We start from the raw sequence: 22,021 nt of genomic DNA on the forward strand, positions 1-22,021 counted from the left end.
GCTGCCAAAACTTTTAGGAGGTTGTCCGGATGATTGTCTCCATTCCCAAAACCGTACGCCGGCTGTATTTCATGACCTTGCTCGTTGCGATCAGCTGTGTGCTGTATTATGTCCTAAGCTGGGTCAGTGCCTGGATCAGCCCCGCTCAGAACTATGATATTCCGGAGGGCACAGCCATCCGGGCATTTCATGATGTGAAGCAAAGCGATGAAGGGCTGAGTGCAGGTCAGCGCCTGCGGTTCTACTATTGGTACGGGGAGTGAGCGCTCCGCCGGTTGCAGGAAAAAGCTTGAAGCCTGTCGAATGAATCTAGAGCATGTAAGGGGCGCCCCGCGTTCTGACTGCTGCCGGACCCCAACCGCTGCAGAGCGGCATGAAGCAGCCTGAGTATGACAGGAGCGTGAATAGATGAAGTCACACTTGCAGCCGTTTATGCAGTATTTGTCCGGGGACAAAGGATTGTCTCCTAGTACGCTGGAATCCTATGGACGGGATATATCACAGTTTCTGGAGTTTACCGAAGAACGTGGCACGGCTGCGATGGAAGAAATCAGAAGATCACATATTATGCTCTACCTCGGCGCTCTGCGCGGAGCGGGCAAGGCAACGGCAACAGTCAACCGGAATACGGTATCGCTGCGCGCCTATTTTCATTTTTTGCTGAAAGAACGGCTGATCGGGCAAGACCCGACACTGGATATGGAAACTATTAAACCGAGCAAGAAACCGCCGATGATTCTTAGTATTGAAGAAATTGAACGCCTGCTGGCCGTCCCTGATGAATCTTCTGCCCAGGGGATGCGCGATAAGGCGATGCTTGAGCTGCTCTATGCTACGGGTATCCGTGTTACGGAGCTAATCTCGCTGAATGTGGAGGACGTGAACACCGGGCTGAAGTTCGTCCGCTGCAGCGGGGCCTCCGGCAAGGAAAGAGTGGTGCCGATTGGTACGATTGCTGCGGACTGTGTGGCCCGTTATACCGGCGGGATGCGGGACAAGCTGCTCCGGGTGAACCTGGAGGAGCCGGCGCTGTTTCTGAACAGTCTGGGCGGGAGGCTGACCCGTCAGGGCTTTTGGAAGATTATCAAGAAACATGCGCGTGAAGCCCACATCGAGCAGGACATCACACCGCATACCCTGCGGCATTCCTTCGCCGCTCATCTGCTGGAAGGCGGGGCAGACCTGCGCTCTGTGCAGCAGATGCTGGGCCATTCCGATATTTCGACCACTCAGATTTATAGCGGTATCGCCCGCAAGAATATGAAGGAAGTCTATGAGAATCACCATCCCCGGGCGAAATAGTCTTTATTCAGAGGTATGGTGTAACCGTGGATAGAACGGGTAATGGGTTGGATTGGCCCGAAAAGATGCTTTTTGTGAGTAAGAAAGTTATGATGGAATCATACTGAAAGGATAGCTCCCGGGAGAGGTTCTCCCGGAGTTTCTTCCTGTTTTGAGCAGACCTTACGATTATGCAAACTACGAAGGAGTGAAGACGGCAATGTCCTCATTTAAACGCATCGGATTTATTGTTCTGGATAGTGTAGGTATCGGTGAAGCGCCGGATGCCGCTAATTTTGGAGATACAGGCTCCCATACGCTGGGCCACATTCTGGAGCGGGTTCCGGGTCTTAAGCTTCCTAATCTGCAGCAGCTGGGACTGGCGAATATTGCTCCGCTGCCGCCGCTTGAACCGGTAGCTGCCCCAACAGGCTATTACGGCAAAATGCAGGAGGTTTCAGTAGGCAAGGATACGATGACCGGCCACTGGGAGCTGATGGGCCTGAAGATTGAGGTTCCTTTCAATACTTATTTTGACGGATTCCCCGCAGAGCTGATTGAGAAGTTCGAAGCGGCAACCGGACGCAAGGTGATTGGCAACAAGCCGGCTTCCGGCACGGAGATTCTCGTAGAATACGGCGAAGAGCAGATGAAGACCGGCGCATGGATTGTGTATACTTCGGCAGACAGCGTATTCCAGCTTGCCGCGCATGAAGATATCATTCCTCTGGAAGAGCTGTACAGCGCCTGCCGGATCGCCCGCGAGCTGACGATGGCTCCCGAATTCTCTGTCGGCCGTGTCATCGCCCGTCCTTATATCGGTGAACCGGGGAATTTCGTGCGTACCCCGAACCGTCATGACTACGCAGTGAAGCCGCCGGAGCCAACCGTTATGAACGCTCTGGAGGATATCGGCAAAGACGTGATTGCGGTAGGTAAAATCAATGATATCTTCACTGGCGAAGGTGTAACAGCTTCTTACCCGACGAAGAGCAATGAGCACGGCATCCAGATCACCATTGATGAGCTGCGCAAGCCGTTCAACGGATTCCTGTTCACTAATCTCGTAGACTTCGACTCCCTGTACGGCCACCGCCGTGATCCGGAAGGCTACGGCCGCGCGCTGGAGGTATTCGATCAGGCGCTGCCTGAGCTGCTCTCCACCCTGGATGAAGATGATCTGCTGATCATCTCGGCTGACCACGGCAATGACCCGATCCATGCCGGAACGGATCATACCCGTGAATATGTGCCGCTCCTGATCTACAGCCCGCGATTCAAGAATCCGGGCAGCCTGGGCATCCGCCAGACCTTCTCTGACGTTGCCGCTACCATCGCTGATAATTTCGGAGCGAAGGCACCGCAGTACGGGACGAGCTTCCTTTCAGAGCTTGTCTAAATATCAAATCAAAATGAACTAAAGGAAATAGCAATAAGCTTGAAGGAACGAAGGGGAAATTTGGAACTGAAGGAGCGTAAGCGATCGCCTTTGTCACCGGATTTCAGCTGCGGACAGCAGTTTAAAATCAAGAAATCTGGTGACAACAGCGGCCGGAAGTCCAAATATCACCGCAGTTACGACTTAGCTTGACGAAGATGACTTAAGTTCATCCCACCCACCTCAAGGAGGAACCAACCATGACCGCAGTTACCCAAAGCAATATTCAAGAAGCAGCAGTATATATCAAAGACAAATGTACCGTCGCACCCGAAATCGGGCTGATCCTCGGCTCCGGCCTCGGCGTTCTGGCCGATCTGATCACGGATGAAGTAGTCATTCCTTATAATGAAATTCCCCATTTCCCCGTATCCACTGTTGAAGGACATGAAGGTGAGCTGCTGATCGGCATGATTGAAGGCCGCCGCGTCGTCATGATGAAGGGCCGCTTCCACATGTACGAAGGCTATGGACCGGAGACTACTGCCTTCCCTGTACGTGTTATGAAAGAGCTGGGCGTAACCAGCCTGCTGGTAACTAACGCTGCCGGCGGGGTCAACACCGATTTCACACCGGGTGATCTGATGCTGATTACTGACCATCTGAACCTCACAGGCCGCAATCCGCTGACCGGACCGAATGATAATGCGCTGGGCGTACGTTTCCCGGATATGTCTTCGGCCTACAGCCCGCGCCTGATTGCAGCCGCCAAAGAAGCTGCAGCAGCGCTGAACTTCGAGTTCAAGGAAGGCGTATACGCCGGCCTGCTCGGACCCAACTACGAGACTCCTGCTGAGATCGTTATGCTGCGCCGCCAAGGGGCAGATGCAGTAGGGATGTCCACAGTATCTGAGACGATTGTGGCCCGTCATGCCGGTATCGAAGTGCTGGGTATTTCCTGCATCACCAACATGGCTGCCGGAATTCTGGAACAGCCGCTGAACCATGCAGAAGTGATGGAGACAGCGGAACGTGTGCGCGAGCAATTCCTGAAGCTGGTGCTGGCTTTTATTCCGAAGATGTAGTTCCTGCTTCAAGCTATTTACAAGACAATTCATATCCGGGAGGATCAACCTATGACAACACCATCAACAGTCCCATACGGCACGCAGGTAAAAGAAGCTGCTGAATATATTCAATCCAAATTCGGTTCTTACACACCGGCTATCGGACTTATTCTGGGCTCCGGCCTCGGGGATCTGGGTGACCAGATCGAAGATGCGGTATATCTGCCTTATGAAGAAATTCCGCATTTCCCGCGCTCCACGGTAGAAGGCCATGCCGGACGGTTCGTGATCGGTAAGCTGGAAGGCAAGGATGTTATCATCATGCAGGGCCGTTTCCACTACTATGAAGGCTATGAAATGCGCAAAGTGGTGCTGCCGGTATACGTAATGGCTAAGCTTGGCGTAGGCACACTCGTGATTACCAATGCAGGCGGCGGAATGAACAGAGCGTTCAAAGCCGGCGATCTCATGCTGATTACCGACCACCTTAACATGACCGGCGACAACCCGCTGATCGGACCAAATGATCCGGAGCTGGGTGTACGTTTCCCGGATATGTCCCGTGCGTATGACCCTGAATATATCGCGCTGGCGAAGAAGCTGGCCGGTGAAGTTAAGGGTGCCGACGGTGAAGCGCTTGTGCTGCAGGAAGGCGTATATGCCGGTATCAGCGGCCCTACCTACGAAACTCCGGCTGAACTCAAAATGCTGGCCTACCTCGGCGGCGATGCCGTTGGAATGTCCACCGTGCCGGAAGTGATCGTAGCCAGCCACAGCAAGCTGCGTGTGCTCGGTATTACCTGTATCACCGATATGGCGATCGGGGACGAGCTGGAGCCGCTAACTCATGAGCAGGTGGTAAAAGTAGCTAACCTGACCAAACCGAAATTTATCGGCCTTGTGCGCTCCTTTGTCCGTGAGGTACAGGTATAATGCGTGCAGTTGACCTTATCCAGAAAAAACGAGACGGCGGCGAGCTCAGCCGTGAAGAAATAGCTTTTCTGATTCAAGGCTACAGCAAAGGTGAAATTCCTGATTACCAGATTTCCGCCTGGGCGATGGCTGTCTATTTCCGGGGAATGAACGCACGGGAAACCGGCGATCTGACCCTGGAAATGGCGATGTCCGGTGACCAGGTGGATCTCAGTCCGATTGCCGGCATCAAGGTGGACAAGCATTCTACCGGCGGAGTGGGCGATAAGACTACCGTTGTCTTGGCCCCGCTTGTAGCTGCAGCCGGAGTTCCGGTGGCCAAAATGTCCGGACGCGGCCTCGGCCACACCGGCGGTACGCTCGACAAGCTGGAGTCGATCACCGGATTCTCCGTGGAGATGGACCGGGAGCGCTTTTTCACCCAGGTAGGGGAGATCGGCGCAGCTGTCATCGGCCAGTCCGGCAACATTACGCCTGCGGACAAGAAATTGTACGCACTGCGTGACGTGACTGCAACCGTGGAATCCATTCCGCTGATTGCCAGCTCCGTAATGAGCAAGAAGATCGCCGCAGGTGCGGATGCCATCGTGCTTGATGTGAAGACCGGCAGCGGCGCGTTCATGAAGACGCTGGATGATTCCATTGCACTCGCACAGGCAATGGTGGATATCGGTACACATCTCGGCCGCAACACGGTCGCTGTGATCAGCGACATGGACCAGCCGCTGGGCTTCGGTATCGGCAATGCGCTGGAGATCAAAGAAGGCATTGAGACCCTGAACGGCCACGGGCCGAAGGATCTGCAGGAGGTCTGCCTCATTCTGGGCAGCCAGATGCTGGTGCTCGGCGGCAAGGCGAAGGACGAACAAGAAGCGCGCTCCATTCTGCTGTCCCATATCAAAGACGGCAGTGCGCTGGACAAGTTCAAGCAGATGGTGTCTGCCCAAGGCGGCGATGCCACGCAGATTGAGTCGCCGGATACTTTGCCGACAGCGCGCAAGTTCATCGAAGTGAAAGCTGCGACCGCAGGGTATGTGGAGAGCATTCAGGCCGAAGAGATCGGCGTAGCGGCGATGCTGCTCGGCGCCGGACGCGAAACGAAGGAATCCGTCATCGACCTGGCCGTTGGCATTCAGCTGGCGATTAAGGTCGGTGATGCCGTAGCCGCAGGCGATACGCTTGCTGTGCTGCATGTGAATGATGCCAGTGAGAGCAAAGTGCAGGAAGCCGAAGCCAAGGTGCTGGAAGCTTACCGCATCTCCGCGCAGCCGGTTCCGCCGCAGCCGCTGGTATTTGCACTGGTGACTAAGGATGGCGTAACTCGGTACTAAAGCGGATTCCGGTTACTCTAACAATCCAAAAGCCGTACATCAGCAATTCGCTGATTGTACGGCTTTTTTGGTTTGTTCAGGACCGCCCCCGTAAGACAAGTGGTTAAAGGGCATTTAATTATCCTTGAATCGCTGATATTTGGGTTTTAGTTGGAAAAAGTACATTTAATTTTCCGATTTACCGACTTGGCGGCGGAATCAGCAAATTTAGGTGATGTTTATCCACTTATTTTTTGGTATGCGGTCCACACGATGAAAATAAGTGTACGGAATCCACTTATTCCGTAACCCGTAACCCGTAACCCGTAACCCGTAACCCGTAACCCGTAGCTCGTAGCTCGTAGCTCGTGGAAGAACGGGGCTCCTGCTTGAGCGCGCAGCTAATCCAACAGCAGGTTCTTCTCAGCCACCTGCATCATCCGGTAAGCCCCTCTACTCCGGTTGCAAAGAGCGGTGAAAGTTACGCCGCTTGCCGGATAAACTGCCGAGCGAAAGGAGACCCCGGGATCGGAGCCCATGAGATGGTATTTTAACACCCCGCCGTTTCGGATCGTAATCCATACTCCATAGCCATAGTAAGTATCCTCATCCTCATGAATATGCGGTGTGAGCAGCAGGGCAGTTGTCTCTGGCTGCAGCAGCTTGTGCCCGAGCAGGCATGTCCACAGCTTCTGCATATCAGCTGCCGTGACAAAACCACCTCCGTCGCCGCCGCCCACTACCGGAATGGAGTAGATGTTGCTGATATTCTCTCCGGTCTCACTGTCGATATAACCGAGAGCTGTATTGGCCGGCAGGGTATCCATGGCGAAGTAACCGGAATCCTTCATCCCGCAAGGCTGGAAAATATGCTGCTCCACATAATCCGTGAAATTCATTCCGCTGACCGCTTCGACAATCAGGCCAAGCATGATATAACCCGCATTATTATAGTGGAAACGAGCGCCGGGAGTGAATTTCATCGGCAGGGCTGCAAATAGTGGCAAGAAATCACCCGGTCGCCTGAGCGTATACATCGGTATGTCCTTCCACAGTGCTGCGAAGTCGTCCATAACCTCCTCATCGAAATAATCCGGAATGCCCGAGCTATGCGTCAGCAGCTGATGAACCGTGATCTCCGGGCTGAACAAGGGGAACTTCTGCTCATGTAAGACCTCCAGCACCTTGCCGTCAAAAGAAAGCTTACCCTGCTCGGCCAGCTGGCAGATGGCTACTGCTGTGAACAGTTTGCTGCCGGAAGCAATCCCGAAGCGGGTGTCAAGCTGATTGATCCGTTCCTCCGCTACGTTGGCTTGTCCGCAAGCAGCCGCTGCGAGGGTCTGATCGTGTTGCGTAACCAGTACCGTCCCCGAAAATCCGGACAGCAGAACCTCCTGATCGATGATATGTTGGAGCTCTTTTTGATGCTCAGTCTGTTTCTGCTTCATGTAGTACCCTCTTCCATAACTTGATGATGTGTAACCTTCTTGTAATTCGCCAATATGGAATAATTAACCTTTATTTATATTTCTGTATAATATGGAGCGGGGATTTTAGGGGTTTAATGGATGCCGGATGCTGCCGAAAGGCCGAAGAGTGTACCTTGCGCGTAAGGTTTATGTGCAAAGGACAAGAAAAACAACTTAGTTTTGGCAGGGCGGTACATTGTGGACGTTTCGAATTTTAAGATAGTATGAATTCAAACATCACAATCATGAGCATGCATCCGGGGAGGAATTATAATGGCACTTCATCAGACGATAACAGTTTTGAACGCACTGGACAGCGCTTATGTTAATGGTGAGCAGGTCAGGCAGTTATTCGCAGCATATCCTGCGGTTAAGGTTGAGGTTCAGAAAGTGGAAGGTGAAAAGGGCAGTACGGAATTCGTCAAAATCACCATTCCGGGCAGTCAAGGCAAGCTTGGAGGCGGCAGTGCGCCAACCTTCGGAATTGTCGGCAGACTTGGCGGCATAGGGGCGCGCCCCAGCCGGATCGGCATTGTCTCTGATGCAGACGGAGCGGTGGCGGCAATCGCTGCGGCACTGAAGCTGGCAAACATGCAGACCAAAGGGGATGTGCTGCAGGGTGACGTCCTGGTTACGACTCATATTTGCCCGGATGCTCCGACACTGCCGCATGAACCCGTTGATTTCATGGATTCCCCGGTGGATATCCTGCAGATGAATGAGCATGAGGTGCTGCCGGAGATGGAAGCGATTATTTCTATTGATACGACCAAGGGCAACCGTGTGGTGAATCACAAAGGCATTGCAATCTCACCTACGGTCAAAGAAGGGTACATTCTGCGGGTCAGTGAGGATCTGCTGCGCATTAAGGAAATGACGACAGGACAGTATCCGGTAACTTTTCCGGTAACTACGCAGGACATTACTCCTTACGGTAACGGACTATATCATATCAATTCCATCCTGCAGCCCGCAGTAGCGACTTCGGCTCCCGTTGTAGGGTTGGCGATTACTGCCCAGTCCATGGTGCCCGGCTGCGGTACAGGGGCAAGCCACGAGATTGATATCGCCCAGGCGGTGCGGTTTGCCATTGAGACAGCCAAAGAATTCACCCAAGGCATATGCTCCTTCTACAACGAAGCTGAATTTGCACAGATTACTGAGCTGTACGGTTCGATGAAAGTGCTGCAGACACTGGGTAAACCGGCTGTAACCTCTCACTAGGAATAGAACGGAATAATGGCAGGCGCTGAGCAAGGTTCAGCGCCTGCTCAATGTATACAGGCATGAGTTGCCATGATTTCAATCCGTATGGAGAAGCGGGAGGGAGTAAGATGAGTAAAAATATAGGGTTAATCACGATCGGACAAGCTCCCAGGAACGATGTTGCGCCGATTATTGAGAAGTATCTGGAAGGTAAGGCAGGACTGGTTCAGTCCGGGGTGCTTGACGGGTTCACTGCTGACCAGGTACGCGAATTCTATAGTCCTGGTCCTGGGGAGTATGTGCTTACAACCCGTATGGCGGACGGATCAGCTGCGGTGATCTCCCGTGAACGGATAAAGTCAGTTCTGCAGGGGAAGGTTGATGCTATGGAAGCTGCTGGAATTGAGACGATTCTGCTGGCCTGTACCGGTGTTTTTCCGGGACTTCATACGGCTAAGGCCCATCTGATTGAACCGGACCGGATTATCCCTCCAGTCGTAATGGCGATGCTTGACGGACGCCGGCTGGGGCTTATAGGTCCTCTGTCCGAGCAGGAAGAGAGCATGAATGAGAAATTCGTGGGAGCCGGAGCGCGGCTGCCGTTTGCAGCTGCTTCTCCGTATACCGGTACGGAAGCGGATTTCCGTGCAGCTGCTGAGCGTCTGCGGAACTTGGCGGATGTGATTGTGCTTGACTGCATGGGATATGTGGAGCAGCATAGACAGTGGGCGGCCTCCGCAGGAGTGCCTGCCGTGCTGTCCAATGCCCTCATGGGCAAGCTGGTAGCAGAAATGGTGTAACCGGGAGGAAAGTATAATGAGTGAGCAACGAATATTGATCAGCATGAATGTCCTTAAGGACTGTCTGGGGCTTGGCAGCGGTGAATTGCTGGCTGTAGTGGCCGATGACGATAAGCGGGAGCTTGCCGAATCCGTCTATGAAGCAGGGAAGCGGCTCGGGGCGGAATCGATGCTATTGATTATGCAGGCACGGAGCAAATCCGGCGAGGAGCCGCCGGCTCCGATTGCCGAAGCTATGGCCAAAGCGGATGTGGCAGTATGCATTACGACACATTCGATGACACATACGGCGGCGCGCAAGCAGGCAGCCGCAGCGGGAACGCGGGTGGCGACCATGCCGGGCATGACAGATGACATGTTCAGCCATGGCGCGATCACTGCGGACTATGCGCAGGTGAAGACATTAACGGAGCAGGTAGCTGCGCTGCTGTCTGAGGTAAGCCTGGTGCGTGTAGTTAAAGATGGACTGAGTCTGAGCTTTTCGATTGAGGGCCGGGATGGCGTGCTGAGCACCGGATTATATCTGAATCCGGGAGAATCGGGTAACCTTCCTTCGGGCGAGGCTTATATTGCACCGATGGAAGGTACAGCTACCGGCCAGATTAAGGTGGACGGTTCGATTGCAGGTATTGGCGCGCTGAACAGCCCGATGGTGCTGACAGTGGAGCAGGGCCGATTAATTAGTGCAGAAGGCGAGAGCGGTGACAGGCTGCTGGATATGCTTGGTGCCGGTGACGGCAGGCTCCTGGGCGAGTTCGGCATTGGTACAAACAACAAGGCCAGAATTACAGGTGTGGTGCTGGAGGATGAGAAGGTCTACGGGACCATCCATGTCGCTTTTGGCAGCAATAATACGTTCGGCGGGGTTGTAGCGGCTGGCGTTCATATTGATGCTGTAGTTATGAAACCGGATGTATATATTGATGATAAGCTGATTATGCGTGCAGGAGAACTGCTCTAGGCTGCGCGGATGCTGTGTTGTTGTCAGGGTTATCGCGGTACGGGATGAAGCAAAAGTATATGGTGAGGATATTCAGAACGCCCAACAATGGCTGACCAGGGGGAGATAAGGATGCTTGGAATTATACGTGTAATTACACTGCAAGAGGAGTCTGCAATTCATTTGCACGGAGAATTGATTGAACACCGGTATGGCCTGCCGGTAATCAGCCGCTGCATTCCGGATCAGCCTCAGGGCGTATACAATGCCGAGACCGAAGCGGAGTCAGTGCCGAAGATTATCAGCCTGGCCCGGGAACTGGAGCAGCAGGGCTGTACGGCCATCGGCATCAGCTGTGCCGCAGATCCGGCGCTGCTGGAAGCTAGGATGGCAGTGAACGTACCGGTGCTGGGCGCAGGCTCGTGTGCAGCCCATATGTCGCTGGCATACAGTGATAAGATCGGCGTGCTGACGATTCTGACCGAAGTGCCGCCGCTGATCCGCAGCATTCTCGGCGATGCTTACCTCGGCATGGATCGGCCAGATGGGGTAACGACCACACTTGACTTGGGTACGCCTGCCGGACGGGCAGGCGCACTTGCCGGAGCAGCCCGGCTGGTGGAGCGCGGTGCGGAGGCCATAGTCCTCGCCTGCACCGGGTTTGCCACCATCGGGCTGGCGGCGGAACTGGAACAACAGCTCGGCATCCGTGCGTTTGATCCGATCCTTGCGCTTGGCGCTGCGGTTGCTGCGGCGGCTTCCTTGCCTGGGGGTGTGCGGTGCTGATTGCGCTGTGCAAATCTGCTATTGGAAGTACGAAGTATAGTAATTCAGGAAATATAGTTAAGCGTTCTTCCGGATGTAGGTCCGGGGAACGTTTTTTTGTGTAACTGATTTGGCTGGCTGCTATAGTTGGTTGTTTGTGAGCTGCTGCGGGAGCAGACATGTGTGGAGTGGGAAGTTGGGGAGTCGGAGGGGAGAAGTGAGAGATAGAGGAGGATTGGTGTGGGAAATGGGGGGATGGGAAGTGGGGGGTGTGGAGTAAGGGAGTGGGGAGTAAGGGAGTGAGGGTATGAGGAAGTGAGGGAATAAGGGAATGAGGGAATGAGGGAGTGAGGGAGTAAGGAGTGAGGCAGTACGGAAGTGAGGGAGTGAGGAAGTAGGAAATGTGAAAGGAGGGAATGAGAAGTGAAAATTGAGAATTGGAAATTGAAAATTGAGTATGGATAGTGGGAAATAAAGAGTATGGAGATGGAGATGGAGGTGGAGGTGAGTGGAAAGGTGAAGAGATGAGAAGCAGGAGAGTGCGCAGATTTAAGTACATACTGAAATGAACAGTTGGACGGGCACCAGACAGAAAGTATAGTAGCAAACATTTTAAGTGGCTCACAGCACCAGAGTCCAAATTAAAGGTATAAATCCCTCTAAATCCGCTGAAAGTGGCTCACATCACCAAATTAAAGGTATAAATCCCTCTGTTTCCGCCGAAAGTGGCTCACAGCACCAAATTAAAGGTATAAATCCCTCTGTTCCACCCCGATGGAAAGAAGTGGTAACGAGGGGTAAAAGTGCCCTTGATTTCAGCCGAAGGAGGCTAGAAGTGGAAACGAGGGGTAAAAGTGCCCTTGATTTCAGCCGAAGGAGGCTAGAAGTGGAAACGAGGGGCAAAAGTGCCCTTGATTTCAGCCTGAGGAGGCTAGATGTGGAAATGAGGGGCAAAAGTGCCCTTGATTTCAGCCTGAGGAGGCTAGAAGTGGAAATGAGGGGCGAAAGTGCCCTTGATTCCGTCCGAAGGAACCCGTTAGCACCAAATCAAAGGTACGAATCCCTCTGATATCGCCCGCAGCACCAAATATAAGCACACATCCCACTGATTTCACCAAAAGTAGCCCCAGCACGAAATGAGAGGCACTATTACCACCGATCCCACCTGGGTTAGCGGCCATTTCTCACCAGCTTCACGCGTACCCCTCATAGAGGCGGGCGTAGCCGTCAGATACGTTACTTTGTTCAATAGGATATGTTGCGTCCTACTTGCGTCTTATTTGCATATTACTTGCATACTACTTGCGTCCTATTTCACAGTCACCGGATCACCTTGTAAACCGGTGCTTTCCCTCCCACACCTTCGTATAAATCCGAAAAAATATCTGCAATTTTATATATTTTTCCTGTGGCTGGGCGGGAATGTCTGATAAACTAGCGGGAATGCGAATGTAAGCTGGTGGAATGCGAATGTAAGCTGGTGGCATACGAGTGGCTGAGGGTGCATACACGTTCATGCGGGGTGGCATATTTCAGGAAAAATCATGAAATACTGAAGACAGTAGAGGGAGGCAGAATGTTGAATACACGAGGAATTACGCTACGGGAGCTGATGGAGCTCTCTGTTCTTGGGAAAGCGAAGGTTATTAGCGGCCAGCAGGGGCTGGACCGGGTGGTCCGGTTCGTAGATATTATGGAGGTTCCGGATCTGAAGGGTTGGATTAGTGAAGGCGTCATGCTGCTGACTACGGCGTATTCCATCCGCCATGATCCTTCGCTGCTGACGGAGCTGATCTATACGCTCGACAATCTGGGTGCAGCGGCGCTGGCGATTAAGCCGGCCCGCTTCCTGAAGGAAATCCCCCAAGGGGCGATCGAGGCCAGCAATGCCTGCGGTCTGCCGATTGTGGAGATCCCGCCGGAGATTCCGTATACGGATATCACCCAGCCGGTGATGGAGCTGCTGCTCGGACGGCAGGCGATGCTGCTGCGCCGTGCGGAGGAGGTCTACCGCACGCTGACGACGATGGTGCTGGAGAACAGCGGCATTCAGGCGGTCACCGATAATGTCGCTGATTTTCTGAAAGCGCCGGTTGCCCTTGTCGACACCGAGCGGAAGACTATCGTGTCTTCGCCGGCTGATTTCGATTGGTCACAGAGAGAGGCGCCGCTGAACTGGAATATTCATGTGGACCGGCGGACCGTCGCCAGACTGCTGGTGGACAAGGAGCAGCTGGACGATATGGAGGAAGTGGGCATCGAGCAGGCCCGGCTTGTCTTTGCCCTGGAGCTGATGCGCCGCAAGGTTGCCGAGGATACCGAGTTCCGGCTGCGCGGCAACTTCATTGATGAGCTGCTGACTCCGCCGCTGCCTTCGCGGCATGAGGTTGAGCGGCGGGCACGCCAGCTCGGTATGAATCCCGAGCATAAGTGGGAGGTTGCTGTAATCGAAGGGGAGACAGCGCCAAGTGAGGAAACGGTGAACCGGCTGCTGGAGCGGGAAGCGAAGAAACGCGGAGTTACACCCCACGTAGAATACCGCTCCAGCCGGGCAGTGCTGTTCCTGCCCACGCAGGAGGGCCGTAAATTCACGCCGGGCGGAGATGCACAGGAGCCCTGGGAGAAGACGCTGGAGGGCTGGCTGAAGGACAAAAGCGAAGGCCTCAGCAGCTACAGAAGCGGAATTGGCACCTCGGAATACCTGTGGGACATCCACACCAGCTACAACGAAGCGCGCAAAGCCTTGTCTATCTCCAGAAGGCTCGGACAAGGTACAGGCGGTGTCACCCGCTATGAAGAGATGGAAGTATACCACTTGCTGGAGGGCCTTGGCGGTCCGGGCTTCGAGCGGCTGTTCGAGCGTAAGCTGGGCAAGCTGCTGCAATACGACCAGGAGCATGACAGTAATATGATGCTGACGTTCTATCATTACCTGGAGTGCCGGGGCAGCCTGATTGAGACGGCGAACAGCCTGTACATCCACCGCAACTCGGTCAAATACCGGCTGGAGCGGATCCGCGATATTACCGGCTTCGATCTGAACGATCCGCGCGAGCAATTCGTCTGCCATTTGTGCCTGATTTACTACTACCTGCAGGAAAAATAGGCGGGACTGGAACTTTTATGGAATTGTATGTTAGGAAAGGTTACATAAAGAGGTGTTGATAGTGCACAATCGACAAACGGTTGTGCTTTTTTTTAGCTGAACGGGACGTAGAGTGGTGGTCAAATTCTATGTAGAATTAGCACAACTACTAAAGAGGACAAAGAAACCGCATAGTACCTGACATGGGCAGCGCGTTTCCGTCAACAAGAATGTCACAGCATGGATGGCACAGAAGCCGTAAGGGGGTTGATTCATTGTTTGCTTACACATTAAAAAGACTTGTGCAGATGATTCCAGCCTTGCTAGGTATTATCGTCATCACCTTTATTCTCTCAAGAGTGCTGCCGGGTGACCCGGCGATCATGCTGGCCGGAGAGCAGGCTCCGGAGGAGATTGTGGACAAGATCCGTCAGGATATGGGGCTCGACAAGCCGCTGTATATCCAGTTCTTCACTTACATCGGCCAATTGCTGCAAGGCAATATCGGCTACGCGTATCACACCGGACATACGGTAGCCAGCGATTTGGCTTCGCGGTTCCCGGCCACCATTGAGCTGACCCTGGCCAGCATTCTGATCGCGGTCCTGGTGGCCATTCCCGTCGGGATTGTCGCCGCTACCCGCAAAGAATCGTTTCTGGATCACATTTCACGGGTGTTCTCGCTGATAGGTGCATGCGTGCCGATCTTCTGGCTGGGCCTGATGTTCATTTACGTCTTTTATTCCATCCTCGGCTGGGCTCCGGCACCGATGGGACGGATCAGCGGAGACTTGAATCCGCCGGTGCATATCACCGGGCTGTATGTTCTGGACAGCATCCTCTCAGGCGATACCGCTGCACTCAAAAGCAGCCTCTCGCATCTGCTGCTTCCGGCAATCTGCCTCAGTACCGGCACGATGGCGATCATCGCCCGGATGACCCGTTCCAGCATGCTGGAGGTCGTGGATCAGGACTTCGTCCGCACCGCCCGGGCCAAAGGGCTGCGGGAATCAGCCGTCATCTACAAGCATGCGCTCGTCAACGCACTAATACCAACCTTGACCGTTCTCGGTCTGCAGTTCGGCTTTTTGATGGGCGGCGCGGTCATTACGGAAACGATCTTCTCCTGGCCGGGAATCGGCGGCTATGTCACTGACTCCATTCTGGCTGCGGATTATGCGCCGATTCAAGCCTTTACTCTGGTCAGCGCCGTGCTCTACTGCGGAATTAACTTGGCGGTAGACCTGATCTATGGCTTCATTGACCCGAGAATCCGCTATGAATAGAACAGCTTGTGTGAGAGGAGGAGATTGCTTGTGAGCACTGCAGCACATTCAGCACAGGGCAGTCCGGCCAAACCCGCTGCGGCGGCAAAACCCAAAACGTTGTTGTCCCTGCTGCTGCATAACCGTCTGGCTGCCCTGGGGCTAACCTTTATTCTGATCTGGACCGTGGTAGCCATTATTGCACCCTGGCTTGCACCGCATGATCCTTATGTAACGGATATGGCGAACAAACTCCAGGCGCCTTCGGGCAGCCACTGGTTCGGAACCGACAACTTCGGGCGTGATATTCTCAGCCGGGTACTGTACGGTGCGCGGATCAGTATCTGGACCGGCCTGATCGCCGTCTCGATTTCCTTTGTCATCGGTGTGCCGCTCGGCGGAATTGCCGCTTACTATGGCGGCCGTACCGGCACCATCATCATGCGGCTGATGGATGTACTATTGTCCTTCCCGTCACTGGTCCTGTCAATGGCTATTGCCGCTTCGATTGGTGCAGGTCTCAGCAGTGCGATGATCGCCGTCGGGATTGTCGGCATCCCGGAATTTGCCCGGCTGATGTTCGGGCAGACCGTATCGCTCCGCGAGAAGGAGTATATAGAAGCAAGCCGGGCGATCGGCGTGAAGAATACAGTCATCCTGTACCGCCACATCCTGCCGAACGCCCTGGCTCCCTTGATGGTTCAGGCTACGCTCGGGATGGGCTTCGCGATCCTGACCGCATCCAGTCTCAGCTTCCTCGGACTTGGCGTCAGACCCCCGATTGCCGAATGGGGAGCGATGATTTCAGAAGGCCGGGAATACATTATTTCCGGGCAATGGTGGCTGGTTACTTTTCCAGGGTTGTCCATTGCCACTTCCATCTTAGGCTTTAACCTGCTCGGAGACGGTTTCCGGGACGTTCTTGATCCGCGGTTGCGCTCGGGTAAATAAGGCGGAGCAGGGGATCACTCCCCCGAAGCTCCGCAGTATCCCGGTAAATATAGATCAGAGCCTGCCGGAGCAGTTGCAGCAGGATGATCACAAGCAGCACCAGTATTACCAGTGCAGGCAGGATATAGAAAAGGGAGGAACTACTGATGAAAAGAGTTAAACTATTGTCCACACTCGTCGCTTTTTCAGTCATGCTTGCCGGATGCGCCAGCAGCGCCAATCCGCAGACACCTGCTGCTACTACAGCAGCTTCAGGAACTACAGGGACGGCTGCTCCTGCTGCCAAGTCAAATCTGACGGTTGCTTATTCCGAGGGCGGCACTACGCTCGACCCTGCAGAAGCTAACGATTTGACCTCCGATACACTCGTGCTTGCCGCTTATGATCAGCTGGTCACCTACGGCATCAAAACCGAAAATGGCGCAAGTATCGCCAACACCGAAGACATTCAGCCCATGCTGGCAGAGAGTTGGGAAGTGAACGCCGACAACACGGTGTACACCTTCAAGCTGAAATCCGGCGTGAGCTTCCAGAGCGGCAATCCGGTGGATGCCGAGGCGGTTGCGTACTCTTTTGACCGTGTGGCTAAATCAAGCTCCGGCAGCTTCCTCTATGGAATGGCGGCGATAAAGTCCGTTGCGGTCAAAGACGCTTCCACCGTTGAAGTTACACTGACTAATGCCAATCATAATTTCCTGCAGATTCTTGCTATGTACACCTTCTCCATCGTGGATCAAAAGACGGTAGAAGCACAGGGTGCAGACTACCTTAAGACGAATGCTGCCGGCTCCGGCCCGTTCACGCTTGAGAAGTGGGACCCGGCGACCGAAGCTGTCTTCACCGCTAATGAGAGCTACTGGCAGGGTGCGCCTAACCTCAGCAAAGTAACCCTGAAATTCACCAAAGAAGCCTCTAACCGCGTACTGCTGCTGGATAAAGGCGATGTAGATATGGCGATCGAGATTCCTCCGAAGGATGTTGCCTCCCTGCAGAGCAACACGGATCTGACCGTCGCCTCCAATGCGAGCAACCGGATTCTGTTCTTCGCAATGAACAACAAGGTGAAACCTTTTGACAATGTAAAAGTCCGTCAGGCGATCAACTATGCGATTCCTTATGATGAGCTGCTGAGCGGGGTAATGTACGGCCAGGCCAAGCAGATGAAGAGCTCTGTGGCGAGCAACACGCCGGGCTTCACCGATGCAGGCTACGTATATGAGCACAACCTGGATAAAGCTAAAGAGCTGCTTACAGAAGCCGGCTACCCGGACGGATTTACCTTCGACTTCACGCTCGGTTCCGGGTTCGATGACTGGGAGGATGATGCGGTCCTGATTCAGGCGGAACTGTCCAAAATCGGTGTAACCATGAACATCAACAAGCTGGCCCGCGCCCAGTTCCTGGAGCAGCAAAAGACCAATAATCTCACCTCTTATATCTCCAAATGGACATCATTCGTCAATGATCCAGGCTACCACCTCGGCTTCCTGCTGTACGGCAAAGGCTCTTCCAACTACATCAACTATTCAAATGCTGAAGTAGACAAGCTGTGGGATGAGGCGAACCTGGAGACAGACGCAGCGAAACGGACCGCACTCTATGAGCAGGCACAGGAAATCATTACAACCGAAGCGCCTTGGGCTTATCTGTACGAGTACAACCGTATTGTCGGCATGAGCAACAAGATTAGCGGTTATGCGTTCTACCCGGATGAAGTTATCCGTTTCTATCCGCTTTCGATTACAGAATAAGCAGGTTTGGCTAAAAGAGAGCGGACGGGCCATTGGCTTTGTCCCTCTCTTTAACAAATTCACGGGCCCCTACTCCAGCCGCAGGGCAGGCAGCAGGGAACGCAAAGGAGAATTACAACCATGACTGACTGGAAAAGCAAAGTGCTGGCGGCGATTGATGCTGAGCAGGATCAGCTGCTGGAGCTGTGCTCACAGCTCATCCGCTTCCCCTCGGAGAATCCGCCGGGAGATTCGCGCGAGATCAGCGCTTTTATCATTGATTATTTGAAGCAGGCCGGCATTGATACAAGTATCCATCCGGCAACCGATACGATGCTGAATCTGGTGTCTACACTGGGTACAGGGGCTGAACAGCCGTCCGGCAAAAATCTGATTTTCTGCGGACATACCGATGTCGTTCCTGCCGGAGACCGCTCGCGCTGGGATTTCGATCCGTTCTGCGGCGATATCGTTGACGGCTATCTGCTGGGCAGAGGTGCCTCCGATATGAAAGCCGGCCTGGCCGGGCTGATCTATGTGACAGCGCTGCTGTCCAAGCTCGGTGTTCCGCTCAAAGGCGACTTGTCGCTCCTGATCGTGCCGGATGAAGAAACCGGCGGCCATCTGGGTGTGCCTTGGGTACTGGAACGCGGCTTGATCAGCGGAACGGCAGCGGTTATCGCCGAGCCGTCAGGCCCGCTGAACCCGACGATCGGGCAAAAGGGCAGCTGCTGGTTCGAATTCACCGTCGAAGGCACGCCGGGTCATGGCAGCCTGTCGCCGGTTGTCGGAGACAGCGCGATTGTCAAAGCGGCCAAGGGCATCGAGGCCCTGCAGCGTCTCTGGGATATCAAAGTCGATATTCCCGATGAAGTGAAGGAGATTATCCGCATCTCGCAGGATTATGTGAAGGAGCGCGAACAGGACGGCTCGATCGCCTATCAGGTATTCGATCATGTGACGGTGAATATCGGAACGATCCAGGGCGGAACCAAGGTGAATGTGGTGGCGGACCGCTGTACGATCCAGGTCGATTCCCGTGTACCGTTCGGCGTAGACTACCGCGATGTGCTTGACCGTGCCCGTTCCCTGCTGCTGGAGGCAGGCATTGAGTCTGAGGTGAAGGGCTTCGGCTTCCAGGGCAATGCCAACTGGACCTCGAATGAGGAGCCGGTCGTCAGCGACCTGGTGGAGAGCATCTGTGAAGTCAGCGGGGAAGAAGCTTACGGGGTGCTGCAATGGGCATCCAGTGATGCCCGCCATTTCCGCACGCATAACATTCCTGTACTGCAATACGGCCCGGCCGAGCTGTCAACAATTCATAACTTTAACGAGAAGGCACCGGTCTGGCAGATTATTCAATGCGCGAAAGTATATGCCCTGACGGCACTTAAATATCTGGGCGTGGAAGATACAGAGAACTGATTTACAAACTAAAGAGATCAACGAAAAGCGAAAAGAAACGGAGGGGAAATTTGGAACTGTAGGAGCGATAGCGACCGCCTTTGTCACCGGATTTCCACCGCGAACAGCGGATTGGATAAAGAAATCTGGGGACAACAGCGGCCGAAAGTCCAAATGTTCACCGCAGTGACGACTATGCTTCAAGTTCAAATCTTAAGTTAGAGGAGGGGCAATCATGACAGAACTGCTGGAAGTATCAGGGCTATGCACCGAATTTCAGACAGCGGCCGGCACGATCCGCGCGGTGGACGGCATCAGTCTGTCAGTGCGCAAAGGGGAGACGCTGGGCATTGTCGGCGAATCCGGCTGCGGCAAAAGCATCACTTCACTGTCAATTATGCAGCTTCTGCCTAAGCGGATTAGCCGGATTGCCTCCGGCCACATCAGGTTTGAAGGCAAGGATATGCTGGAGATGTCGATGAAGGAGGTGCGGGGCATCCGGGGCAACCGGATTGCGATGATTTTTCAGGAGCCGATGACCTCGCTGAATCCGGTATTTAAGATCGGCCGCCAGATTTCCGAATCTGCACGCTACCATCTGAAGCTGAGCAAGAAGGAAGCGGCGGAGCGGGCAGTAGAGATGCTGCGCAAGGTTGGGATTCCCCGGCCGGAAAAGATCGCGCAGCAGTATGCCCATCAGCTCTCCGGAGGGATGCGCCAGCGGGTGATGATCGCGATGGCGATGGTCTGCAATCCCCAGCTGCTGATCGCCGATGAGCCTACAACGGCACTGGACGTAACCATCCAGGCACAGATTCTTGATCTGATGCGCGAGCTGCAGGAGAAGGAGGGCATGTCCATTCTGATGATCACGCATGATCTTGGCGTAGTCGCCGAGATGTGTGACCGGGTCGTCATTATGTATGCCGGGCAGATCGTGGAGGAGACGGATGTCGCTACCTTGTACAGCAATCCGCTGCATCCGTATACCCGGGGACTGCTGGCTTCCCTGCCCCAGCTTGCTGGTGATGAGGACCGGCTCAGCTCCATCCCGGGCCAGGTGCCGAATCCGGCTAATCTGCCGTCCGGGTGCCGGTTCGCACCGCGCTGTCCGGTGGCTGTAGAGCGATGTAGCGAGAAGCTTCCGGAGCTGCTTGAGGTGCAGCCGGGCCACACATGCCGCTGTATCCTGCAGCAGGAGGGAGTCATATGAGCACAATCCTTGAAGTCCGCAACCTGAAGAAGCATTATCCGATCCGCAAAGGCTTCTTCTCCAAGCAGGTCGGTGCTGTAAAAGCAGTAGACGGCATTACGTTATCCGTCCGGCAGGGGGAGACGCTTGCGGTGGTCGGTGAATCCGGCTGCGGCAAATCGACCACCGGCCGGGCCATCCTGCGGCTGATAGAGCCGACGGAAGGCGAGATTATGTTTAACGGTACCGATGTGCGCGCTCTGAATACCGAACAGCTGCGCAGGTTCCGTACCGATATGCAAATGGTGTTCCAGGACCCTTATGCTTCACTCGACCCGCGCTGGACCGTCCAGCGTATACTGGAGGAGCCGCTCCGTACACACGAGTCCGCTCCGGCCAGTGAGCTCAAAAGCCGGGTAGAGCAGCTGATGGAGGTGGTGGGCTTGTCCCCCTATCAAGCCCACCGCTTTCCCCATGAATTCTCCGGCGGCCAGCGGCAGCGGATCGGGATTGCCCGGGCGCTTGCGCTGAATCCGAAGTTCATTGTCTGTGACGAGCCGGTATCTGCACTGGATGTCTCCATCCAGGCCCAGGTGCTGAATCTGATGCAGGATCTGCAGGAGCAATACGGCCTTACCTATATGTTCATTTCCCATGACCTGTCCGTTGTGAAATTTATCAGTGACCGTGTGGCAGTGATGTACCTCGGACGGATCGTTGAGCTGGCACCGACCAAGTCACTGTTCGCGAAGCCGCTGCATCCCTATACGCAGGCACTGATGTCGGCAGTCCCGGTGCCGAATCCGGGAGTGAAAAAGCAGCGGATTGTCCTGACCGGTGACGTTCCGAATCCGGAGACACCCCCGAGCGGCTGCGCCTTCCATCCGCGTTGTCCTTACGCCATGGACCGCTGCAAGAGTGAGGCTCCGGTCCTGCGCGAGCTGGACTCGGGCCATCAGGTTTCCTGCCATTTGTATTAATGCATATAAAGTAAAGTCAAGGGCCATCCGGCAGCGGGTGGCCCTTGCTGTGCGCGGGTGTGTGTCAGACTTTAGCCCTAGTATTGCAAGCCGAAACAGATTCGGGTGTCATCTAGGAGCAGCGCCTTATTTTATGCGTTGTTCGTCCGTTGTTAAGTGCCGTTCTTTTCAGGAAAATCACTGAAATATTTCATTTAAAATTGAAATAAATCATGAACCAACCTATAATTATAATTAAATAACAACTGAAATGGGAGGAGATGGA

Annotated in this window: 18 protein-coding genes; 17 read left to right on the top strand and 1 reads right to left on the bottom strand. The window is 54.2% G+C overall.

The window, feature by feature from the left end:
• Positions 1 to 29: 29 nt before the first annotated feature.
• The 6 genes from MHI42_RS32365 (at position 30) to MHI42_RS32390 (ending at position 5,990) form a co-directional block, all read left to right on the top strand.
• Positions 30 to 263 carry a DUF4227 family protein gene (locus MHI42_RS32365; protein WP_039300347.1) on the top strand — a complete coding sequence of 78 codons (234 nt, stop codon included), beginning with the start codon at positions 30 to 32 and terminating at the stop codon, positions 261 to 263.
• A gap of 145 nt (positions 264 to 408) precedes the next feature.
• Positions 409 to 1,302, top strand: coding sequence for a site-specific tyrosine recombinase XerD (gene xerD, locus MHI42_RS32370; protein ID WP_342421833.1), 894 nt, complete (start codon positions 409 to 411; stop codon positions 1,300 to 1,302).
• Between the two features lie 199 nt (positions 1,303 to 1,501).
• Entirely contained in the window at positions 1,502 to 2,680 is a 1,179-nt protein-coding gene (deoB, locus tag MHI42_RS32375; RefSeq protein WP_342421834.1) for a phosphopentomutase, read from the top strand.
• A 239-nt stretch (positions 2,681 to 2,919) separates the two neighbouring features.
• Entirely contained in the window at positions 2,920 to 3,744 is an 825-nt protein-coding gene (locus tag MHI42_RS32380; protein WP_076245560.1) for a purine-nucleoside phosphorylase, read from the top strand.
• A 51-nt stretch (positions 3,745 to 3,795) separates the two neighbouring features.
• Entirely contained in the window at positions 3,796 to 4,659 is an 864-nt protein-coding gene (locus MHI42_RS32385) for a purine-nucleoside phosphorylase (protein WP_171716744.1), read from the top strand.
• On the top strand, positions 4,659 to 5,990 hold the full coding sequence (locus MHI42_RS32390) for a pyrimidine-nucleoside phosphorylase (protein WP_342421835.1): 1,332 nt from the start codon (positions 4,659 to 4,661) through the stop codon (positions 5,988 to 5,990). Before MHI42_RS32385 ends, MHI42_RS32390 begins: the two co-directional genes overlap by 1 nt.
• Before the next feature lie 380 nt (positions 5,991 to 6,370).
• On the opposite strand, the gene MHI42_RS32395 is transcribed toward MHI42_RS32390, so the two are convergent.
• Positions 6,371 to 7,417: a serine hydrolase gene (locus MHI42_RS32395; protein WP_342421836.1), complete on the bottom strand. Its 1,047-nt coding sequence runs from the start codon at positions 7,415 to 7,417 to the stop codon at positions 6,371 to 6,373.
• Positions 7,418 to 7,711: 294 nt separating this feature from the next.
• Between MHI42_RS32395 and MHI42_RS32400 the strand changes: the two genes are divergently transcribed.
• The 11 genes from MHI42_RS32400 to MHI42_RS32450 all read left to right on the top strand — a co-directional run bounded on the left by MHI42_RS32400 (position 7,712) and on the right by MHI42_RS32450 (position 21,756).
• Complete coding sequence (locus MHI42_RS32400) at positions 7,712 to 8,662, top strand: DUF1177 domain-containing protein (RefSeq protein WP_042138693.1); 951 nt, start codon at positions 7,712 to 7,714, stop codon at positions 8,660 to 8,662.
• Between the two features lie 110 nt (positions 8,663 to 8,772).
• Complete coding sequence (locus tag MHI42_RS32405; protein ID WP_342421837.1) at positions 8,773 to 9,444, top strand: AroM family protein; 672 nt, start codon at positions 8,773 to 8,775, stop codon at positions 9,442 to 9,444.
• Positions 9,445 to 9,460: 16 nt separating this feature from the next.
• Positions 9,461 to 10,405, top strand: a complete 945-nt coding sequence (locus tag MHI42_RS32410) for an aminopeptidase (RefSeq protein ID WP_342421838.1) — start codon at positions 9,461 to 9,463, stop codon at positions 10,403 to 10,405.
• 111 nt (positions 10,406 to 10,516) lie between these two features.
• A complete protein-coding gene (locus MHI42_RS32415) occupies positions 10,517 to 11,170 on the top strand; it encodes an aspartate/glutamate racemase family protein (protein ID WP_342421839.1) in 654 nt (217 codons plus the stop codon).
• Between the two features lie 1,558 nt (positions 11,171 to 12,728).
• Positions 12,729 to 14,255, top strand: a complete 1,527-nt coding sequence (locus MHI42_RS32420; RefSeq protein WP_342424849.1) for a PucR family transcriptional regulator ligand-binding domain-containing protein — start codon at positions 12,729 to 12,731, stop codon at positions 14,253 to 14,255.
• Positions 14,256 to 14,509: 254 nt separating this feature from the next.
• Positions 14,510 to 15,520 carry an ABC transporter permease gene (locus tag MHI42_RS32425; RefSeq protein ID WP_171716738.1) on the top strand — a complete coding sequence of 337 codons (1,011 nt, stop codon included), beginning with the start codon at positions 14,510 to 14,512 and terminating at the stop codon, positions 15,518 to 15,520.
• Between the two features lie 30 nt (positions 15,521 to 15,550).
• Positions 15,551 to 16,450, top strand: a complete 900-nt coding sequence (locus tag MHI42_RS32430) for an ABC transporter permease (RefSeq protein WP_039300310.1) — start codon at positions 15,551 to 15,553, stop codon at positions 16,448 to 16,450.
• Positions 16,451 to 16,596: 146 nt separating this feature from the next.
• The gene (locus tag MHI42_RS32435) at positions 16,597 to 18,201 is read left to right on the top strand and encodes an ABC transporter substrate-binding protein (RefSeq protein WP_342421840.1); all 1,605 of its coding nucleotides are present in this window, start codon (positions 16,597 to 16,599) and stop codon (positions 18,199 to 18,201) included.
• A gap of 120 nt (positions 18,202 to 18,321) precedes the next feature.
• The gene (locus MHI42_RS32440) at positions 18,322 to 19,605 is read left to right on the top strand and encodes an ArgE/DapE family deacylase (RefSeq protein ID WP_342421841.1); all 1,284 of its coding nucleotides are present in this window, start codon (positions 18,322 to 18,324) and stop codon (positions 19,603 to 19,605) included.
• A gap of 214 nt (positions 19,606 to 19,819) precedes the next feature.
• The gene (locus MHI42_RS32445) at positions 19,820 to 20,797 is read left to right on the top strand and encodes an ABC transporter ATP-binding protein (RefSeq protein ID WP_042215690.1); all 978 of its coding nucleotides are present in this window, start codon (positions 19,820 to 19,822) and stop codon (positions 20,795 to 20,797) included.
• Positions 20,794 to 21,756, top strand: a complete 963-nt coding sequence (locus MHI42_RS32450) for a dipeptide ABC transporter ATP-binding protein (RefSeq protein WP_171716735.1) — start codon at positions 20,794 to 20,796, stop codon at positions 21,754 to 21,756. The genes MHI42_RS32445 and MHI42_RS32450 overlap by 4 nt, the downstream gene beginning before the upstream one ends.
• Positions 21,757 to 22,021: the final 265 nt, after the last annotated feature.

Origin of the sequence: Paenibacillus sp. FSL E2-0178 (assembly GCF_038593005.1) — a bacterium.
Lineage (GTDB): Bacteria > Bacillota > Bacilli > Paenibacillales > Paenibacillaceae > Paenibacillus_AQ > Paenibacillus_AQ phytohabitans.

What these genes read in the sequence shown, in the direction of transcription:
- MHI42_RS32365 (WP_039300347.1), top strand. Translation starts at nt 30, where the DNA reads ATGATTGTCTCCATTCCCAAAACCGTACGCCGGCTGTATTTCATGACC.
- xerD (WP_342421833.1), top strand. Translation starts at nt 409, where the DNA reads ATGAAGTCACACTTGCAGCCGTTTATGCAGTATTTGTCCGGGGACAAA.
- deoB (WP_342421834.1), top strand. Translation starts at nt 1,502, where the DNA reads ATGTCCTCATTTAAACGCATCGGATTTATTGTTCTGGATAGTGTAGGT.
- MHI42_RS32380 (WP_076245560.1), top strand. Translation starts at nt 2,920, where the DNA reads ATGACCGCAGTTACCCAAAGCAATATTCAAGAAGCAGCAGTATATATC.
- MHI42_RS32385 (WP_171716744.1), top strand. Translation starts at nt 3,796, where the DNA reads ATGACAACACCATCAACAGTCCCATACGGCACGCAGGTAAAAGAAGCT.
- MHI42_RS32390 (WP_342421835.1), top strand. Translation starts at nt 4,659, where the DNA reads ATGCGTGCAGTTGACCTTATCCAGAAAAAACGAGACGGCGGCGAGCTC.
- MHI42_RS32395 (WP_342421836.1), bottom strand. Translation starts at nt 7,417, where the DNA reads ATGAAGCAGAAACAGACTGAGCATCAAAAAGAGCTCCAACATATCATC.
- MHI42_RS32400 (WP_042138693.1), top strand. Translation starts at nt 7,712, where the DNA reads ATGGCACTTCATCAGACGATAACAGTTTTGAACGCACTGGACAGCGCT.
- MHI42_RS32405 (WP_342421837.1), top strand. Translation starts at nt 8,773, where the DNA reads ATGAGTAAAAATATAGGGTTAATCACGATCGGACAAGCTCCCAGGAAC.
- MHI42_RS32410 (WP_342421838.1), top strand. Translation starts at nt 9,461, where the DNA reads ATGAGTGAGCAACGAATATTGATCAGCATGAATGTCCTTAAGGACTGT.
- MHI42_RS32415 (WP_342421839.1), top strand. Translation starts at nt 10,517, where the DNA reads ATGCTTGGAATTATACGTGTAATTACACTGCAAGAGGAGTCTGCAATT.
- MHI42_RS32435 (WP_342421840.1), top strand. Translation starts at nt 16,597, where the DNA reads ATGAAAAGAGTTAAACTATTGTCCACACTCGTCGCTTTTTCAGTCATG.
- MHI42_RS32440 (WP_342421841.1), top strand. Translation starts at nt 18,322, where the DNA reads ATGACTGACTGGAAAAGCAAAGTGCTGGCGGCGATTGATGCTGAGCAG.
- MHI42_RS32445 (WP_042215690.1), top strand. Translation starts at nt 19,820, where the DNA reads ATGACAGAACTGCTGGAAGTATCAGGGCTATGCACCGAATTTCAGACA.
- MHI42_RS32450 (WP_171716735.1), top strand. Translation starts at nt 20,794, where the DNA reads ATGAGCACAATCCTTGAAGTCCGCAACCTGAAGAAGCATTATCCGATC.